General features: G+C 63.4%; 14 protein-coding genes. 12 read left to right on the top strand and 2 right to left on the bottom strand.

Annotated elements, in window-relative coordinates; translation table 11 throughout:
* The first annotated feature begins 168 nt into the window (after positions 1-168).
* The 11 genes from rpsF (at position 169) to H0I86_RS02915 (ending at position 14376) form a co-directional block, all read left to right on the top strand.
* Positions 169-594: a 30S ribosomal protein S6 gene (rpsF, locus tag H0I86_RS02865; protein ID WP_007921481.1), complete on the top strand. Its 426-nt coding sequence runs from the start codon at positions 169-171 to the stop codon at positions 592-594.
* A 28-nt stretch (positions 595-622) separates the two neighbouring features.
* Positions 623-853: a 30S ribosomal protein S18 gene (gene rpsR / locus H0I86_RS02870; protein ID WP_002551829.1), complete on the top strand. Its 231-nt coding sequence runs from the start codon at positions 623-625 to the stop codon at positions 851-853.
* 36 nt (positions 854-889) lie between these two features.
* Positions 890-1789, top strand: a complete 900-nt coding sequence (locus H0I86_RS02875) for a hypothetical protein (RefSeq protein ID WP_180923959.1) — start codon at positions 890-892, stop codon at positions 1787-1789.
* A 21-nt stretch (positions 1790-1810) separates the two neighbouring features.
* Positions 1811-2257, top strand: coding sequence for a 50S ribosomal protein L9 (gene rplI / locus H0I86_RS02880; protein ID WP_007921484.1), 447 nt, complete (start codon positions 1811-1813; stop codon positions 2255-2257).
* Between the two features lie 133 nt (positions 2258-2390).
* Complete coding sequence (gene dnaB, locus H0I86_RS02885) at positions 2391-3788, top strand: replicative DNA helicase (RefSeq protein WP_023970228.1); 1398 nt, start codon at positions 2391-2393, stop codon at positions 3786-3788.
* Between the two features lie 193 nt (positions 3789-3981).
* Positions 3982-6282 (top strand): YgiQ family radical SAM protein, encoded by a 2301-nt coding sequence (locus H0I86_RS02890; RefSeq protein WP_180923960.1) that lies wholly within the window; start codon positions 3982-3984, stop codon positions 6280-6282.
* A gap of 111 nt (positions 6283-6393) precedes the next feature.
* Positions 6394-6912, top strand: a complete 519-nt coding sequence (locus H0I86_RS02895; protein ID WP_180923961.1) for a hypothetical protein — start codon at positions 6394-6396, stop codon at positions 6910-6912.
* Positions 6913-7085: 173 nt separating this feature from the next.
* On the top strand, positions 7086-10361 hold the full coding sequence (locus H0I86_RS02900) for a transglutaminase family protein (protein WP_180923962.1): 3276 nt from the start codon (positions 7086-7088) through the stop codon (positions 10359-10361).
* Positions 10362-10448: 87 nt separating this feature from the next.
* Positions 10449-12935: a circularly permuted type 2 ATP-grasp protein gene (locus H0I86_RS02905; RefSeq protein WP_180923963.1), complete on the top strand. Its 2487-nt coding sequence runs from the start codon at positions 10449-10451 to the stop codon at positions 12933-12935.
* The gene (locus tag H0I86_RS02910) at positions 12935-13840 is read left to right on the top strand and encodes a transglutaminase family protein (protein ID WP_180923964.1); all 906 of its coding nucleotides are present in this window, start codon (positions 12935-12937) and stop codon (positions 13838-13840) included. The genes H0I86_RS02905 and H0I86_RS02910 overlap by 1 nt, the downstream gene beginning before the upstream one ends.
* Positions 13841-13956: 116 nt before the next feature.
* On the top strand, positions 13957-14376 hold the full coding sequence (locus H0I86_RS02915; RefSeq protein WP_180923965.1) for an NUDIX hydrolase: 420 nt from the start codon (positions 13957-13959) through the stop codon (positions 14374-14376).
* A gap of 24 nt (positions 14377-14400) precedes the next feature.
* Here the strand turns inward: H0I86_RS02915 and H0I86_RS02920 are convergent, their stop codons facing one another.
* Together H0I86_RS02920 and H0I86_RS02925 are read right to left on the bottom strand one after the other, a co-directional pair.
* Positions 14401-14586: a hypothetical protein gene (locus tag H0I86_RS02920; protein WP_180923966.1), complete on the bottom strand. Its 186-nt coding sequence runs from the start codon at positions 14584-14586 to the stop codon at positions 14401-14403.
* A 68-nt stretch (positions 14587-14654) separates the two neighbouring features.
* Positions 14655-15242 (bottom strand): cytokinin riboside 5'-monophosphate phosphoribohydrolase, encoded by a 588-nt coding sequence (locus tag H0I86_RS02925; protein ID WP_180923967.1) that lies wholly within the window; start codon positions 15240-15242, stop codon positions 14655-14657.
* 349 nt (positions 15243-15591) lie between these two features.
* On the opposite strand from H0I86_RS02925, the gene azu reads away from it, so the two are divergent.
* A complete protein-coding gene (gene azu, locus H0I86_RS02930; protein ID WP_180923968.1) occupies positions 15592-16038 on the top strand; it encodes an azurin in 447 nt (148 codons plus the stop codon).
* Positions 16039-16140 lie beyond the last annotated feature (102 nt).

A 16140-nucleotide genomic window follows, 5' to 3' on the forward strand; every position in this document is an offset into this window, starting at 1 on the left:
TCAAATAATCACCAATTGTCTTGCGCCGCTGTGGCCCCTTCTCTACAATTGCGCCCCTTGCCGTTGCGGCAGGCGCATATGTGCCTATCTCTGGCAAGACACACAAGTGTCATTCACTCCTTGTCTGACCGCTTTTGAGCGGCAGGCTACAACCCGTAAGGAGCATTCATGCGTCATTACGAAATCATCTTTCTGGTCCACCCTGACCAGAGCGAGCAAGTCGGCGGCATGGTTGAGCGTTACACCAAGCTGATCGAAGAAGACGGCGGCAAAATCCACCGTCTGGAAGACTGGGGCCGTCGTCAACTGGCCTACGCAATCAACAATGTTCACAAGGCTCACTACGTGATGCTGAACGTTGAGTGCACCGGTAAAGCCCTGGCTGAGCTGGAAGACAACTTCCGTTACAACGATGCTGTGATCCGTAACCTGGTCATCCGTCGCGAAGAAGCCATCACTGGCCAATCCGAGATGCTCAAGGCTGAAGAGAACCGCAGTGAGCGCCGTGAGCGTCGCGACCGTCCTGAGCATTCTGACAGCGCCGATGGCGATGACAGCGATAACAGCGACGCCAGCGATAACGCTGACGAGTAATCCACGGACCTTTTGAGGAGCCAATTACATGGCACGTTTCTTCCGTCGTCGTAAATTCTGCCGCTTCACCGCTGAAGACGTGAAAGAGATCGATTACAAAGATCTCAACACCCTGAAAGCCTACGTATCCGAGACCGGCAAAATCGTTCCAAGCCGTATCACCGGTACCAAAGCTCGTTATCAGCGTCAGCTGGCCACCGCTATCAAGCGCGCCCGCTTCCTGGCCCTGCTGGCCTACACCGACAGCCACGGCCGCTGAGACCGGGCAGTCGACAAGTAGTAAGGGATTGAATGCATGCGCGCCTTAGCTGAGTTCATCATGCGCGGCCGTGTGCAGGCCACTCTGGTAGTGGCCGGATGTGCGGCATTGCCGTTGTTGTATTGGTTGGGTGCTGCTGCGGGAAGCCTGGTGCTCCTGCGGCGCGGTTTGAGCGACGCCCTTGGTGTCCTCGCCCTGGGATTGCTGCCGGCATTGTTCTGGTGGCTGTATTCCGGTGATCCACGCGCACTCATGGTGCTGCTTGGGTCTTCGGGCCTTGCGTTGGTTTTGCGCGCAAGCGAATCCTGGAACCGTGTGCTGCTGGTCAGCATAGCGCTGGGCCTGGTGTTTGCTGGAGTGCTGGGTGTGGCTTACCGCCCCCAGATCGAGATGCTCTCGCAGGAGTTGGTAAAAATCCTGCCGTTGGCCCTCGGTGATCTCTACCAGCAGTTGTCGGTTGAAGAGCGGGCTCGTCTTGCCTCACTGATTGCACCGGTCCTGACCGGCCTGATAGCGGCTTTGTTGCAGGTCGTCAGTGTGCTTAGCCTGATTGTCGGGCGCTACTGGCAGGCGTTGTTGTACAACCCGGGTGGTTTTGGGCGCGAGTTTCGCGCGATCAAGCTCCCGCTGGGACTGGCGATGTTGCTGCTGGCCTGCATGCTGCTGGGACCGAATCTAGGTCCACAGATGGCGATGTTGACGCCGTTGTGCAGCGTACCGCTGGTATTCGCCGGGCTGGCCCTGATTCACGGGCTGGTGGCGCAAGGGCGACTGGCCAGGTTCTGGCTGGTGGGGTTGTACGTAACGCTGTTGCTGTTTATGCAGCTGATCTATCCGTTGCTCGTGGTGTTGGCCATAGTCGACAGCCTGATTGATTTTCGCGGTCGTTCGGCGCCGAAAGACGCTGATAACGGCTCTGCGAACGGTGAAGGTTAAAAGTTAAGAGGTTATTACCAAATGGAACTGATCCTGCTGGAAAAAATCGCCAACCTGGGCAACCTGGGCGATAAGGTAAACGTTAAGGCTGGTTACGGCCGTAACTACCTGCTGCCTTTCGGCAAAGCCACCGCTGCTACCGCTGCCAACCTGGCTGCGTTCGAAGCGCGTCGTGCCGAGCTGGAAAAACTGGCTGCAGAGAAAAAGGCTTCTGCCGAAACTCGCGCTGCCCAACTGGCTGAGCTGGAAGTGACTATCACTGCCACCGCTGGTGACGAAGGCAAGCTGTTCGGTTCGATCGGCACCCACGACATCGCTGATGCACTGACCGCCTCCGGCGTTGAAGTGGCAAAAAGCGAAGTTCGTCTGCCGAACGGCACCATCCGCAACGTAGGTGAATTCGACGTAGCCGTGCACCTGCACGCCGAAGTTGAAGCCACCGTACGCGTTGTCGTGGTAGCAGCTTAAGCAGTACTTGTCGGCTGGCACCCTCGGGAGCTAGCCGGTAACATCGGGCACGATCCTGTTTACAGGTCGTGCCCTTTGTCTTTCTGTACCCTCAGTTTTTCAACCCCTGCTTTTCCTAAAAAACCAAGTGGCCATGAACGATATCTCCGCTCCCGAGCAATACGATCTGCAAACCGCTGCCCTGAAGGTGCCGCCACATTCCATCGAGGCCGAACAGGCTGTGCTCGGTGGTCTGATGCTGGACAACAACGCCTGGGAGCGGGTGCTCGATCAAGTCTCCGACGGCGACTTCTATCGACATGACCACCGGTTGATCTTCCGTGCGATCGCCAAACTGGCCGATCAGAACATGCCGATCGACGTCGTGACCCTGTCCGAGCAACTGGACAAGGAAGGCCAGACGTCCCAGGTCGGTGGCCTGGGTTACCTGGGCGAACTGGCGAAGAACACGCCGTCGGTGGCCAACATCAAGGCCTATGCGCAGATCGTTCGCCAGCGCGCCACCCTGCGCCAACTGATCGGCATCAGCACCGAGATCGCCGACAGCGCCTTCAACCCCGAAGGCCGCACCGCCGAAGAGATCCTCGACGAAGCCGAACGGCAAATCTTCCAGATCGCCGAGGCGCGTCCGAAGACCGGCGGCCCGGTGGGCGTCAACGAGTTGCTGACCAAGGCCATCGATCGTATCGACACCCTGTTCAACACCGACAACTCCATCACCGGCCTGTCCACCGGCTACACCGACCTCGACGAGAAGACCAGCGGCCTGCAGCCAGCCGACCTGATCATCGTCGCCGGCCGTCCATCCATGGGTAAGACCACCTTTGCCATGAACCTGGTGGAAAACGCCGTGCTGCGCAGCGACAAGGCGGTGCTGGTGTACTCCCTCGAGATGCCAGGCGAATCGCTGATCATGCGTATGCTGTCGTCCCTCGGCCGTATCGACCAGACCAAGGTGCGTTCCGGCCAGCTGGAAGACGACGACTGGCCGCGCCTGACCTCGGCGGTCAACCTGCTCAACGACCGCAAGCTGTTCATCGACGACACCGCCGGTATCAGCCCCTCGGAAATGCGTGCGCGGACCCGCCGCCTGGTGCGTGAGCACGGCGACATCGCCCTGATCATGATCGACTACCTGCAGCTGATGCAGATCCCGGGTTCCAGCGGTGACAACCGGACCAACGAGATTTCCGAGATCTCCCGTTCCCTCAAGGCCCTGGCCAAGGAATTCAACTGCCCGGTGGTGGCCCTGTCCCAGCTCAACCGCTCCCTCGAGCAGCGCCCGAACAAGCGCCCGGTGAACTCCGACTTGCGGGAATCCGGAGCGATCGAGCAGGACGCCGACGTCATCATGTTCGTGTACCGGGACGAGGTGTATCACCCCGAGACCGAGCACAAGGGCATTGCCGAGATCATTATCGGCAAGCAGCGGAACGGCCCGATCGGCTTTATCCGCCTGGCGTTCATCGGCAAGTACACCCGCTTCGAGAACCTCGCGCCGGGCAGCTACAACTTCGACGACGACGAGTAAGGCCCGACCTCCCGATCGCAGGCAAGCCTCCAAGGTCATCGTGTTCCTGTGGAGCGAGGCTTGCCCGCGATAAGCGCCTCACCGATTTCCGACCATGGCCGTCGGAATTGGTCATTTTTTGTGCTATATTCCGCGCCCGCGAATTTCTCTGTAAATAAACGCACCCTTATCTACACCTATACCGGTCATCGACATGCAAGCAGCCAAGCCGTTATTTGACTATCCCAAGTACTGGGCCGAATGTTTCGGACCGGCGCCGTTCCTGCCGATGAGCAGGGCGGAGATGGATCAGCTCGGCTGGGATTCCTGCGACATCATTATCGTCACCGGTGATGCCTACGTCGATCACCCGTCGTTCGGCATGGCGATCATCGGCCGGCTGCTGGAGTCCCAGGGCTTCCGCGTCGGGATCATTGCCCAGCCGAACTGGCAGTCCAAAGACGACTTCATGAAGCTCGGCGAGCCGAACCTGTTCTTCGGCGTCGCGGCCGGCAACATGGACTCGATGATCAACCGCTACACCGCGGACAAGAAAATCCGTTCCGACGACGCCTACACCCCCGGCGGCCTGGCGGGCAAGCGTCCGGACCGCGCCAGCCTGGTCTACAGCCAGCGCTGCAAGGAAGCCTACAAGCACGTGCCGATCGTCCTGGGCGGCATCGAAGCCTCCCTGCGCCGCATCGCCCACTACGACTACTGGCAGGACCGGGTGCGCAACTCGATCCTGATCGACGCCTGCGCCGACATCCTGCTCTACGGCAACGCCGAGCGGGCGATTGTCGAAGTCGCCCAGCGCCTGTCCTACGGACACAAGATCGAAGACATCACCGACGTGCGCGGCACCGCGTTCATTCGCCGTGACACGCCGCAGGGCTGGTACGAAGTGGACTCCACGCGTATCGACCGTCCGGGCAAGATCGACAAGATCATCAACCCCTACGTCAACACCCAGGACACCGCCGCCTGCGCCATCGAGCAAGAAAAGGGGCCGGTGGAAGATCCCCAGGAAGCCAAGGTCGTGCAGATCCTGGCCAGCCCGAAGATGACCCGGGACAAGACCGTGATCCGCCTGCCGTCGATGGAAAAGGTGCGTAACGACCCGGTGCTCTACGCCCACGCCAACCGCGTGCTGCACCTGGAAACCAACCCGGGCAACGCCCGTGCGTTGGTGCAGAAGCATGGCGAGATCGATGTCTGGTTCAACCCGCCACCCATCCCGATGACCACCGAAGAGATGGACTACGTGTTCGGCATGCCGTATCAGCGCATCCCGCACCCGGCGTACGGCAAGGAGAAAATCCCGGCCTACGAGATGATCCGTTTCTCGGTGAACATCATGCGGGGCTGCTTTGGCGGCTGCACCTTCTGCTCGATCACCGAGCACGAAGGGCGGATCATCCAGAACCGTTCCGAAGAGTCGATCATTCGCGAGATCGAAGAGATTCGCGACAAGGTTCCAGGTTTTACCGGCGTCATTTCCGACCTCGGCGGCCCGACCGCGAACATGTACCGCATCGCCTGCAAGAGCCCGGAAATCGAATCCGCGTGCCGCAAGCCGTCCTGCGTGTTCCCTGGCATCTGCCCGAACCTGAACACCGATCACTCGTCGCTGATCCAGCTGTATCGCAGCGCCCGCGCCCTACCGGGGGTGAAGAAGATCCTGATCGCTTCCGGCCTGCGCTACGACCTCGCGGTCGAGTCGCCGGAGTACGTCAAGGAACTGGTGACCCACCACGTCGGTGGCTACCTGAAGATCGCCCCGGAACACACCGAGGAAGGTCCGCTCAACCAGATGATGAAACCGGGCATCGGCACCTACGACCGGTTCAAGCGGATGTTCGAGAAGTACTCCAAGGAAGCGGGCAAGGAGCAGTACCTGATTCCTTACTTCATCGCCGCGCACCCGGGCACCACCGACGAAGACATGATGAACCTGGCCCTGTGGCTCAAGGGCAACGGTTTCCGCGCCGACCAGGTGCAGGCGTTCTACCCGTCGCCGATGGCCACCGCCACCGCCATGTACCACTCGGGCAAGAACCCGCTGCGCAAGGTCACCTACAAGAGTGACGGGGTGACCATCGTCAAGAGCGAGGAGCAGCGGCGCCTGCACAAGGCGTTCCTGCGTTACCACGACCCGAAAGGCTGGCCGATGCTGCGTGAAGCACTGACCCGCATGGGCCGCGCCGACCTGATCGGGCCGGGCAAGCACCAGCTGATTCCGTTGCACCAGCCGGCTACCGACAGCTACCAGAGCGCCCGTCGCAAGAACTCGACGCCGGCTGGCAGCCACAAAGTGGCCAAGGAAACCACCCGGATCCTCACCCAGCACACCGGCCTGCCGCCGCGCGGCAGCGACGGCGGCAACCCGTGGGACAAGCGCGAACAGGCCAAGGCCGCCGCGATGGCCCGCAACAAGCAGGCCGCCAAGGAGCGCACGGATGCGGCCAAGGGCAAAGGCAAGAAGCCGGCCCGCAAACCGGTCGTGCCCCGCTAAGGCAGCTGCTGTACAGACACAACGCCAACCCCAGGGTTGGCGTTGTGCATTTCGCCGTTCGGGTTTGTTAAGGTGCGCCCCAGTATTGGCATCGACTCAAGGAAGAGCAGCGTGTTACGTCGCAGGAAAACCCCGCAACAACAGCAGATCGAAGACAAGCTGCTGCGTCTCAAGACCGCCGAATGGCTCGCCTGGCAGCCCTATGTGCGGCGCTTTGGGGCGATTCATATCGCGGTGATGATGACGACGATCTTCAGCGTCTCGCTGACCGCCGCGCAGGTGCCCCATCTGTATTTTCCCCGGGACTTCCAGGTCGCCAACTACGCCGCGATGGCCATGCTGGGCGTTGGCCTGCTGATGAGCCTGTGTTTCCTGCTGGTGATCCGTGGCTACCCGCGTGGCGCCTGGGCCTTGTTCGGCGCATTGGTGTTCTGCCTGGCGTGTGCGCTGCTTGTCCTGCTGGATTCCCGCCAGCGCTTCTTTCCGGCCTTTGTCCTGTGCATCCCCCTGACCGGCCTGTACCTGATGAGCACCCGGCGCTACCAGCGCGGGCTCAAGGTGCTGCAAGTGGCGGCGCGCAAACGCCGGCGTTTGCAGCAACTGGAAGCCGGCCTGAAGCGGGTGCGCTGACCGCCGGTTACATCCTGTCGCCACATTTATGTGCAACCCTGCGCACGCCAAAGCACGCGCCGCTCGCTTTTGGTGCTGTACTGCCTACAGCAGTTGGGGAAAGCGCCGGGACGGGTGCCCTGGCATAAGTCTTGCGCGCTCTCGTGTACGTCCAGGTCCGCAGGAGGCACGCCGTGTCGATCCATGTCGCATTGCACCATGTCACGCATTACCGCTACGACCGCGCGGTCGAACTCGGCCCACAGATCGTTCGCCTGCGTCCGGCGGCCCATAGCCGTACGCGGATTCTCTCCTATGCGCTGAAGGTCCAGCCCGAGCAGCACTTCATCAACTGGCAGCAGGACCCCCAGGGTAATTACCTGGCGCGCCTGGTCTTCCCGGAAAAGGCCGACGAACTGCGCATCGAAGTCGATCTGCTGGCGGAGATGGCGGTGTTCAATCCGTTCGATTTCTTCCTCGAGCCCTACGCGGAGAAAATCCCCTTCGCCTATGCCGCCGACGAGCAACGCGAGCTGGCGCCTTACCTGGAAACCCTGCCGTTGACGCCAAAGTTCAAGGCTTACCTCGAGGGCATCGACCGCACGCCGATGCCGGCGGTGGATTTCCTGGTGGGCCTGAACCAGCGCCTGAGCGAAGATATCGGCTACCTGATCCGCATGGAACCGGGCGTGCAGACGCCCGAGCAGACCCTGGACAAGGCTTCCGGCTCCTGCCGCGACTCCGCCTGGCTGCTGGTGCAACTGCTGCGCAACCTGGGGCTGGCCGCGCGTTTTGTTTCCGGCTACCTGATCCAGTTGACCGCCGACGTCAAATCCCTCGACGGCCCGTCCGGCACCGAGGTGGATTTCACCGACTTGCATGCCTGGTGCGAGGTGTACCTGCCCGGCGCCGGCTGGATCGGCCTGGACGCCACCTCCGGGCTGTTTGCCGGGGAAGGGCATATCCCATTGGCCTGCAGCCCCGATCCGTCCTCGGCGGCGCCGATCAGCGGCCTGGTGGAGCCTTGCGAATGCGAGTTCAGCCACGAGATGTCGGTGGAGCGGGTCTGGGAAGCGCCGCGGGTCACCAAGCCCTACACCGAGGAGCAATGGCTGGCGATCCAGGCCCTGGGGCGGCAGATCGATGCCGACCTGCTGGAGGGCGACGTGCGCCTGACCATGGGCGGCGAACCGACCTTCGTCTCGATCGACGACCCGGATGGCGCCGAATGGAACACCGCGGCCCTCGGGCCGAACAAGCGCCGGCTGTCCGCCGAGCTGTTCCAGCGCATGCGCAACCACTACGCGCCCAAGGGACTGGTGCATTTCGGCCAGGGCAAGTGGTACCCGGGCGAGCAATTGCCGCGCTGGTCGCTGAACTGTTACTGGCGCCGCGATGGCATGCCGATCTGGCACAACGCCGCGCTGATTGCCGACGAGCACGAAGACTACGGCGCCGACAGCGAGCTGGCCGGGCGTTTCCTGGCCAGCGTCGCCGAACGCCTGAAGCTGCCGCCGCGCTTCGTGTTCCCGGCCTATGAAGACAATTTCTATTACCTGTGGCGCGAGGGCACCTTGCCGCAGAACGTGACTGCCGAGGATTCACGGCTGGCGGACGAACTGGAGCGCGCGCGCCTGCGCAAGGTGTTCAGCCAGGGCCTGGACAAGGTCATCGGCCAGGTCCTGCCGCTGGCCCGCACTGCCAGGGGCGACCAGTGGCAGAGCGGCCGCTGGTACCTGCGTGACACTCATTGCCGGCTGGTACCGGGGGACTCGCCCCTGGGTTATCGCCTGCCGCTGGCGTCCCAGCCCTGGGTGACGGCGGCGGAATATCCCTATGTGCACCCCACCGACCCGAACCAGGACCTGCCCGAGCTGCCGGACAGCGCGCAATTACGTGAACATGGTGCAGCGGCCGAGGCCGATGAACGGGTGCCGCAGATCGACCAGTCCGCCGACTGGCTGACCCGCACCGCGTTGTGCGCCGAGGCGCGGGGCGGGCGGTTGTACCTGTTCATGCCGCCCCTGGAACGCCTGGAGGATTACCTGGAGTTGGTCAGCGCCATCGAGGCCACCGCCGAAGAGCTGCATTGCCCGGTGCTGCTGGAGGGCTACGAGCCACCGAGCGATCCGCGCCTGAGCAACTTCCGCGTCACCCCCGATCCGGGGGTGATCGAGGTCAACGTGCAGCCGTCCGCCAGTTGGGACGAGCTGGTGGAGCGCACCGAATTCCTCTACGAAGAAGCCCGGCAGACCCGCCTGACCACCGAGAAATTCATGATCGACGGGCGCCACACCGGCACCGGCGGCGGCAACCACTTCGTGCTGGGCGGCGCGACGCCGGCGGATTCGCCATTTTTGCGCCGGCCGGACCTGTTGCGCAGCCTGATCAGCTACTGGCACAACCATCCGTCGTTGTCCTATCTGTTCTCCGGGCTGTTCATCGGCCCGACTTCCCAGGCGCCGCGGGTCGACGAGGCGCGCAACGATGCCTTGTACGAGCTGGAAATCGCCTTTGCGCAGATGCCCGAACCGGGCGAGGAGTGCCCGCCGTGGCTGGTCGACCGGCTGCTGCGCAACCTGCTGATCGACGTCACCGGCAACACCCACCGCGCCGAGTTCTGCATCGACAAGCTGTACTCGCCGGACGGCGCCACCGGGCGCCTGGGCCTGCTGGAGCTGCGCGCCTTTGAAATGCCACCCCATGCGCGCATGAGCCTGGCCCAGCAACTGTTGCTGCGGGCCTTGGTCGCACGCTTCTGGCGCGAGCCCTATGCGCCGGCCAAGCTGGCGCGCTGGGGCACCGAGCTGCACGACCGTTTCCTGTTGCCGCACTTTATCGAGCAGGACTTCGCCGACGTCATAGTCGAGCTCAACGCCGCCGGTTATCCGCTGCGCGCCGAGTGGTTCGCCGCGCACCTGGAGTTCCGTTTCCCCAAGGTCGGCGATTACGCGGTCGGCGGTGTCGAGCTGGAGCTGCGCCAGGCCCTGGAGCCTTGGCATGTGCTGGGGGAGGAGGGCTCCGCGGGCGGCACGGTACGTTATGTCGACTCGTCGCTGGAGCGCCTGCAGGTCAAGCTCACCGGGTTGGCGCCGCAGCGCTACCTGTTGACCTGCAACGGCGTCGCGGTGCCGCTGCAGCCCACCGGGCGGGTCGGGGAGTTTGTCGCTGGGGTGCGCTATCGGGCCTGGCAGCCGTTCAACTGCCTGCAACCGACCATCCCGGTGCATGCGCCCCTGGTGTTCGACCTGCTCGACACCTGGATGCAGCGTTCCCTGGGCGGTTGCCAGTACCACGTGGCCCACCCGGGCGGGCGCAACTACGACAGCCTGCCGGTGAATGCCAACGAGGCCGAAAGCCGGCGCATGGCGCGCTTCTTCCGCCTGGGGCACAGCCCTGGCACCTTGTCGGTGCCGAGCCTGACGATCAACGACGAGTTGCCGATGACACTCGATTTGCGACGTTTCTAAAGCAGACGCGACGCCCGGATGTTTCACATATCCGGGCGTCATGTGTCTGCGTTAATCTGGCTTACCTTGCCGTCTGCCGAGCTCTCCATGCCTGACCTGCTTGACCACTACCCGCTGACGACGGGTACCTACCACGAACTGCTCGACGCCAGCGGCGCGGTGCGCCCGCACTGGCGCCGCCTGTATGACCAGTTGCAGCGCAGCACGCCGGCGCAGTTGATGCAGCGCCAGGCCCTGCTGACCCGGCAGATCCAGGAAAACGGCGTCACCTACAACGTCTATGCCGACCCCAAGGGCGCCGACCGGCCGTGGGAGCTGGACCTGTTGCCCCATGTGATCGCCGCCGATGAGTGGCAACAGCTGTCCGCCGGGATCGCGCAACGGGCGCGTTTGCTCAATGCGGTACTGGCCGACCTGTACGGTCCCCAGCGGCTGATCTGCGAAGGCCTGCTGCCGGCCGAACTGGTGTTCGGCCATAACAACTTTCTCTGGCCGTGCCAGGGCATCCAGCCACCGGACGGCGCCTTCCTGCACCTGTACGCGGTCGACCTGGCGCGCACCCCGGACGGGCGCTGGTGGGTCACCGCCGACCGTACCCAGGCGCCCTCCGGTGCCGGCTACGCCCTGGAAAACCGGATGATCGTGTCCCGGGCCTTTCCGGACCTGTACCGCGATCTGCAGGTGCAGCACCTGGCCGGCTTCTTCCGCACCCTGCAGGAAACCCTGGCACGCCAGGCGCCCCGGGACGACGAAGCGCCACTGATCGTGCTGCTGACCCCGGGACGTTTCAACGAAAGCTATTTCGAGCACCTGTACCTGGCGCGCCAGCTCGGTTATCCGCTGGTGGAGGGCGGCGACCTGACGGTGCGCGACGCCACGGTCTACCTCAAGACCCTGAGCGGCCTGCGGCGGGTGCACGCGATCATGCGCCGGCTCGACGACGACTTCTGCGACCCGCTGGAACTGCGCACCGACTCGGCCCTTGGCGTGCCGGGGCTGCTGGAGGCGGTGCGGCGGGGCCGGGTGCTGGTGGCCAATGCCCTGGGCAGCGGCGTGCTGGAGTCGCCAGGCCTACTGGGTTTCCTGCCGAAGATCAGCGAGTACCTGTTTGGCGAAGAACTGATTCTGCCGTCCGTCGCCACCTGGTGGTGCGGCGAGGCCCCGGTACTGGCCCAGGCCCTGGAGAAACTTCCGGAGCTGCTGATCAAGCCGGCATTCCCGTCCCAGAGTTTTGCCCCGTTGTTCGGCCGCGACCTCTGCGAGAAAGAGCGCCAGGCCCTGGCCGAGCGCATGCGGGCGCGGCCTTATGCCTACGTCGCCCAGGAACTGGCGCAGCTGTCCCAGGCGCCGGTCTGGCAGGCCGAGGACGGCCAGTTGCAACCGCGGGCCATCGGCATGCGGGTGTATGCCGTGGCCAGCCGCGATGGTTACCGGGTGCTGCCGGGCGGCTTGACCCGGGTGGCCGCCGAGGCCGATGCCGAAGTGGTATCGATGCAGCGCGGCGGCGCCAGCAAGGACACCTGGGTGCTGGGCGAGCGTGCGCCCAGCGGCGAACAGTGGAAGGGCCAGCGGACCATCGGCGTGCATGAGTTGGTGCGGCGCGATCCGTACCTGCCGTCGCGGGTGGTGGAAAACCTGTTCTGGTTCGGCCGTTACTGCGAGCGTTGCGATGGCAGCGCGCGGCTGTTGCGGATCATGCTGGCGCGTTATGTCGACGGCGATGACCCGCGGGCCTTGCAGGCGGCGGTCGACCTGGGCGAAAGCCTGATGTTGCTGCCGGACGAGGGTGAACTGCCCGAGCGCCTGTTGGCGGCCCTGCAGGGCGACGACTGGGCCTTCAGCCTGCGCTCCAACCTGCAGCGCCTGCAGTGGGCGGCGTCCCAGGTGCGCGGCAAGCTCTCGCGGGAAAACTGGCAGGCGCTGGTGGAGTTGCAGCGCGAAGCCCTGGCGCTGGAAGCCCGCGAGCCGGACTTCGGCGAGTTGCTGGACTTCCTCAACCGCCTGGTGATGTCCCTGGCGGCGCTGTCGGGCTTCGCCCTGGACGACATGACCCGCGACGAAGGCTGGCGTTTTTTGATGATCGGCCGGCGTATCGAGCGCCTGCAGTTCCTCAGCAGCAGCCTGGCGGCCTTCCTGCGCAGCGCCACCGCGTTCGACCAGGCCGGGCTGGAGTGGCTGCTGGAACTGGGCAACAGCAGCATCACCTACCGTTCCCGCTACCTGGCGGTGGCGCAGTTGATCCCGGTGCTCGACCTGTTGCTGCTCGATGAACAGAACCCCCACGCGGTGCTGTTCCAGCTGAAGCTGGTGACCCGGACCCTCAATCGCTTGAACGACGAGTTCGGCGTGCCGCGCGAGGCCGGCTTGCCCAAGCTGGTGGGGCGCCTGTCGCGCTTCGACCTGGGCTGCCTGGAAAACCCGCTGTTCGGCGAAGCCAGCGTGCGCGCGGCGCTCGAAGGCCTGGCCGACCTGTTGCAGGAAATCGCCGATGCCAGCGGGCAGGTCTCCGACCGCCTGGCGCTGCGGCATTTCGCCCATGTCGACGATGTCAGCCAACAAACGGTGTCCGTCTGATGAGCGCTCATTACCAGATCTTCCACGATACCCATTACCACTACGACAGCCCGGTTTCCCTGGCCCAGCAGCTGGCGCACCTGTGGCCGCGGGCCTGCGCCTGGCAGCATTGCAGCCAGCAGGAACTGCTGATCAGCCCCGACCCCACCACCCGCCGCGACGAGCTGGATGTGTTCGGCAACCCGCTGACCCGACTGGCGTTCGAGCGCCCCCATGACGAGTTGCTGGTCAATGCGCAGCTGACGGTGGAGGTGCTGGCCCGGCCTGCTCTGGATTTCACCCGGTCATTGCCCTGGGACGCCACCCGCAGTGCGCTGACCTACAGCAGCCGGCCGTTGTCCGCGGCCTTGATGGAGGCGTGTCGTTACCGCTTCGAGTCGCCCTATGTGCACTTGAAGAAAAGCTTCGTCGATTTTTCCGAAAGCTGTTTCCCCGCCGGGCGTCCGTTGTTGCTGGGGGTACAGGCGTTGATGGAGAAGATCTTCAGCGAGTTCACCTTCGATGCCGAAGCCACCCAGGTGGCGACGCCGCTGGTGGAGGTGCTGGAGCGGCGGCGCGGGGTCTGCCAGGACTTCGCCCACCTGATGCTGGTGTGTTTGCGTTCCCGTGGCCTGGCGGCGCGTTATGTCAGCGGCTACCTGCTGACCCAGCCGCCACCGGGGCAGCCACGCTTGATCGGCGCGGACGCTTCCCATGCCTGGGTTTCGGTGTTCTGCCCGGTGCTTGGCTGGGTGGATTTCGACCCGACCAACAACGTGCAGCCGGCGCTCGAGCACATCACCCTGGCCTGGGGCCGGGACTTTTCCGACGTCTCGCCGTTGCGCGGGGTGATTCTCGGCGGCGGCAGCCACGACCCGGAAGTGCGGGTGACGGTGATGCCGCTGAATGAACGCATCTCTCTGTAGCGGCTGCCGCAGGCTGCGCTCGGGCGCGTAGCGGCTGTGCTTTTGTGGCCACAGGAAGGTTCTTCGAACCTTATCGCAGCCTGCGGCAGCGGCTACAGGTTTTACAGGAGTCGCTTATGTTCCCGGTATCGATCAAGGGTGTGCTGCAATCCCCCGAAGGATTGGTGGTGCTGATGCTCAACGAGCGTGACGAGTGGGAGCTGCCCGGCGGGCGGATCGAGCTGGGGGAGACGGCGCCGCAATGCCTGGCGCGGGAGATCGAGGAAGAGCTGGATGTGCGGGTGGCGGTGGCGGAGCCGCTGGATTCGTACCTGTTCGAGGTCATCCCCGGCAAGCATGTCTTTATCTCGACCTATCGCTGCCGGCTCCTGGGCGGTTTTGTGCCGACCCTCAGCCACGAGCACAAGGAAATCGGCCTGTTCGCAGCGGACCAGCTACCGGTCAACCTGCCACAGGGTTATCGCGATTCGATTGTCAAAGCGTTGGGTATCCGAGGGTCGGTAATGGATAGCCGACCCCAGATCCCGAGGGCCTGACAGGAGTATCAGGCCTGGCGGGTCTCAGGCCTTGGGGGCCTGATCGTCTACTGCATTGGCGTCGTCGGCGGCCACTTCGTCTTCTGTATCCGGGCTCGGTGCGCCGGCTTCTTCAGCGGCAGCTTTCTTGCGTTGCAGCTTTTCCTCTTTCTTCTGCTCCTTTGCCAGGTCTCGCTGACGTTTGGCGAAGGAGTAATTGGGTTTAGCCATGGGCGATCCTCTGGGGTCGAAGGTGAGGTTGAGCGGCGCGTATTCTGCCTTGTATCGGGGGCCGGCGGTTAATCGGGTTTCTGCTCGGCCCATTTTGGGGCGACCGTGGGTTGCCAGGCCTCCAGCGCATCCAGCAGTGTGCGCGGCGAATCGCTCACTTGCAGCATGTCACGGTGTGGGGCGCGAACGAAGCCTTCGCCGACGATGTGATCGAGAAAACCAGTGAGTTTCTCGTAGAAGCCATTCACCTCCAGCAACCCCAGGGGCTTGGCGTGATAGCCCAATTGGCCCCAGGTCCAGACCTCGAACAATTCTTCCAGAGTGCCCAGGCCACCCGGCAGCGCGATAAAGGCATCGCTCAGCTCGGCCATGCGTGCCTTGCGGGCGTGCATGCCGTCGACCACCTCCAGGCGCGTCAGGCCCGGATGGCCGATTTCCTTGTCCTTGAGGCTCTGGGGAATGATGCCGATGACTTCGCCACCGGCCGCCAGGGCCGCGTCGGCGACTATGCCCATCAGGCCGACGGCGCCACCGCCATAGACCAGGGTCAGCTTGCGTTCGGCCAGCTGGCGCCCGAGGGCTTCGGCGGCCTCGCGGTAGACCGGGTCGGTGCCGGTGCTGGCACCGCAGAACACACATACAGACGCTAAAGACATGCCTTACTCCATGGTCGATGAGGGCCACAGAGTAATGGCTGGCCGGCCGCGCTCCAAGGGTCAATCCCCGCGGCGGGGGCTTTCACAGGTGCCGCTGGCGCCACAGGCGTAGGCGGCGAGCAGGCTGCGGAACAGGCTGTTGAGATGCATGGCGGACACTCCGATAGTGATGTGCGCCGAGCATAGGTCCGCGGCCGTTGGCTGGCTGTTTGATTCTCTCGATCAGGCCGATAGCGCAAAGTTGTATACAATTTGTTGATGTAAATCATAGGAACTTGTGAAAAATTCAGGCAGTCTTCACCTTCATGGATTCAGATGGATTTTGTTAACCCTGCCTTGGAGATTCACCATGTTTGCCAAACTCGTTGCGGTATCCCTGTTGACACTGGCCAGCAGCCAGCTGATGGCCGCCGAATGCAAGGTCGATGTCGATTCCACCGACCAGATGTCCTTCAACACGAAGGAAATCACCATCGACAAGAGCTGCAAGACCTTCACCGTGAACCTGACCCACTCCGGCAGCCTGCCGAAGAACGTCATGGGCCATAACTGGGTGCTGAGCAAAAGCGCGGACATGGCCGGCATCGCGACCGACGGCATGGCTGCCGGCATTGATAAGGACTACCTGAAACCAGACGACAGCCGCGTCATCGCCCACACCAAGATCATCGGCGCCGGCGAAAAAGACTCGGTGACCTTCGACGTGTCGAAGCTGACCGCGGGCGAAAGCTACGAGTTCTTCTGCTCGTTCCCGGGCCACAACTCGATGATGAAAGGCGCCTTGGTGCTGAAATGATCGGTTGATTCCGAGTGAAAAAAAGCGCCCTTCGGGGCGTTTTTTTGTGGGCGGGCGGTTGCGGGCAAGCCTCGTTTCCTCAAGCTTGTGTAGGAGCGAAGC

The sequence above is a fragment of the Pseudomonas chlororaphis subsp. aurantiaca genome, assembly GCF_013466605.1.
Lineage (GTDB): Bacteria > Pseudomonadota > Gammaproteobacteria > Pseudomonadales > Pseudomonadaceae > Aquipseudomonas > Aquipseudomonas chlororaphis_I.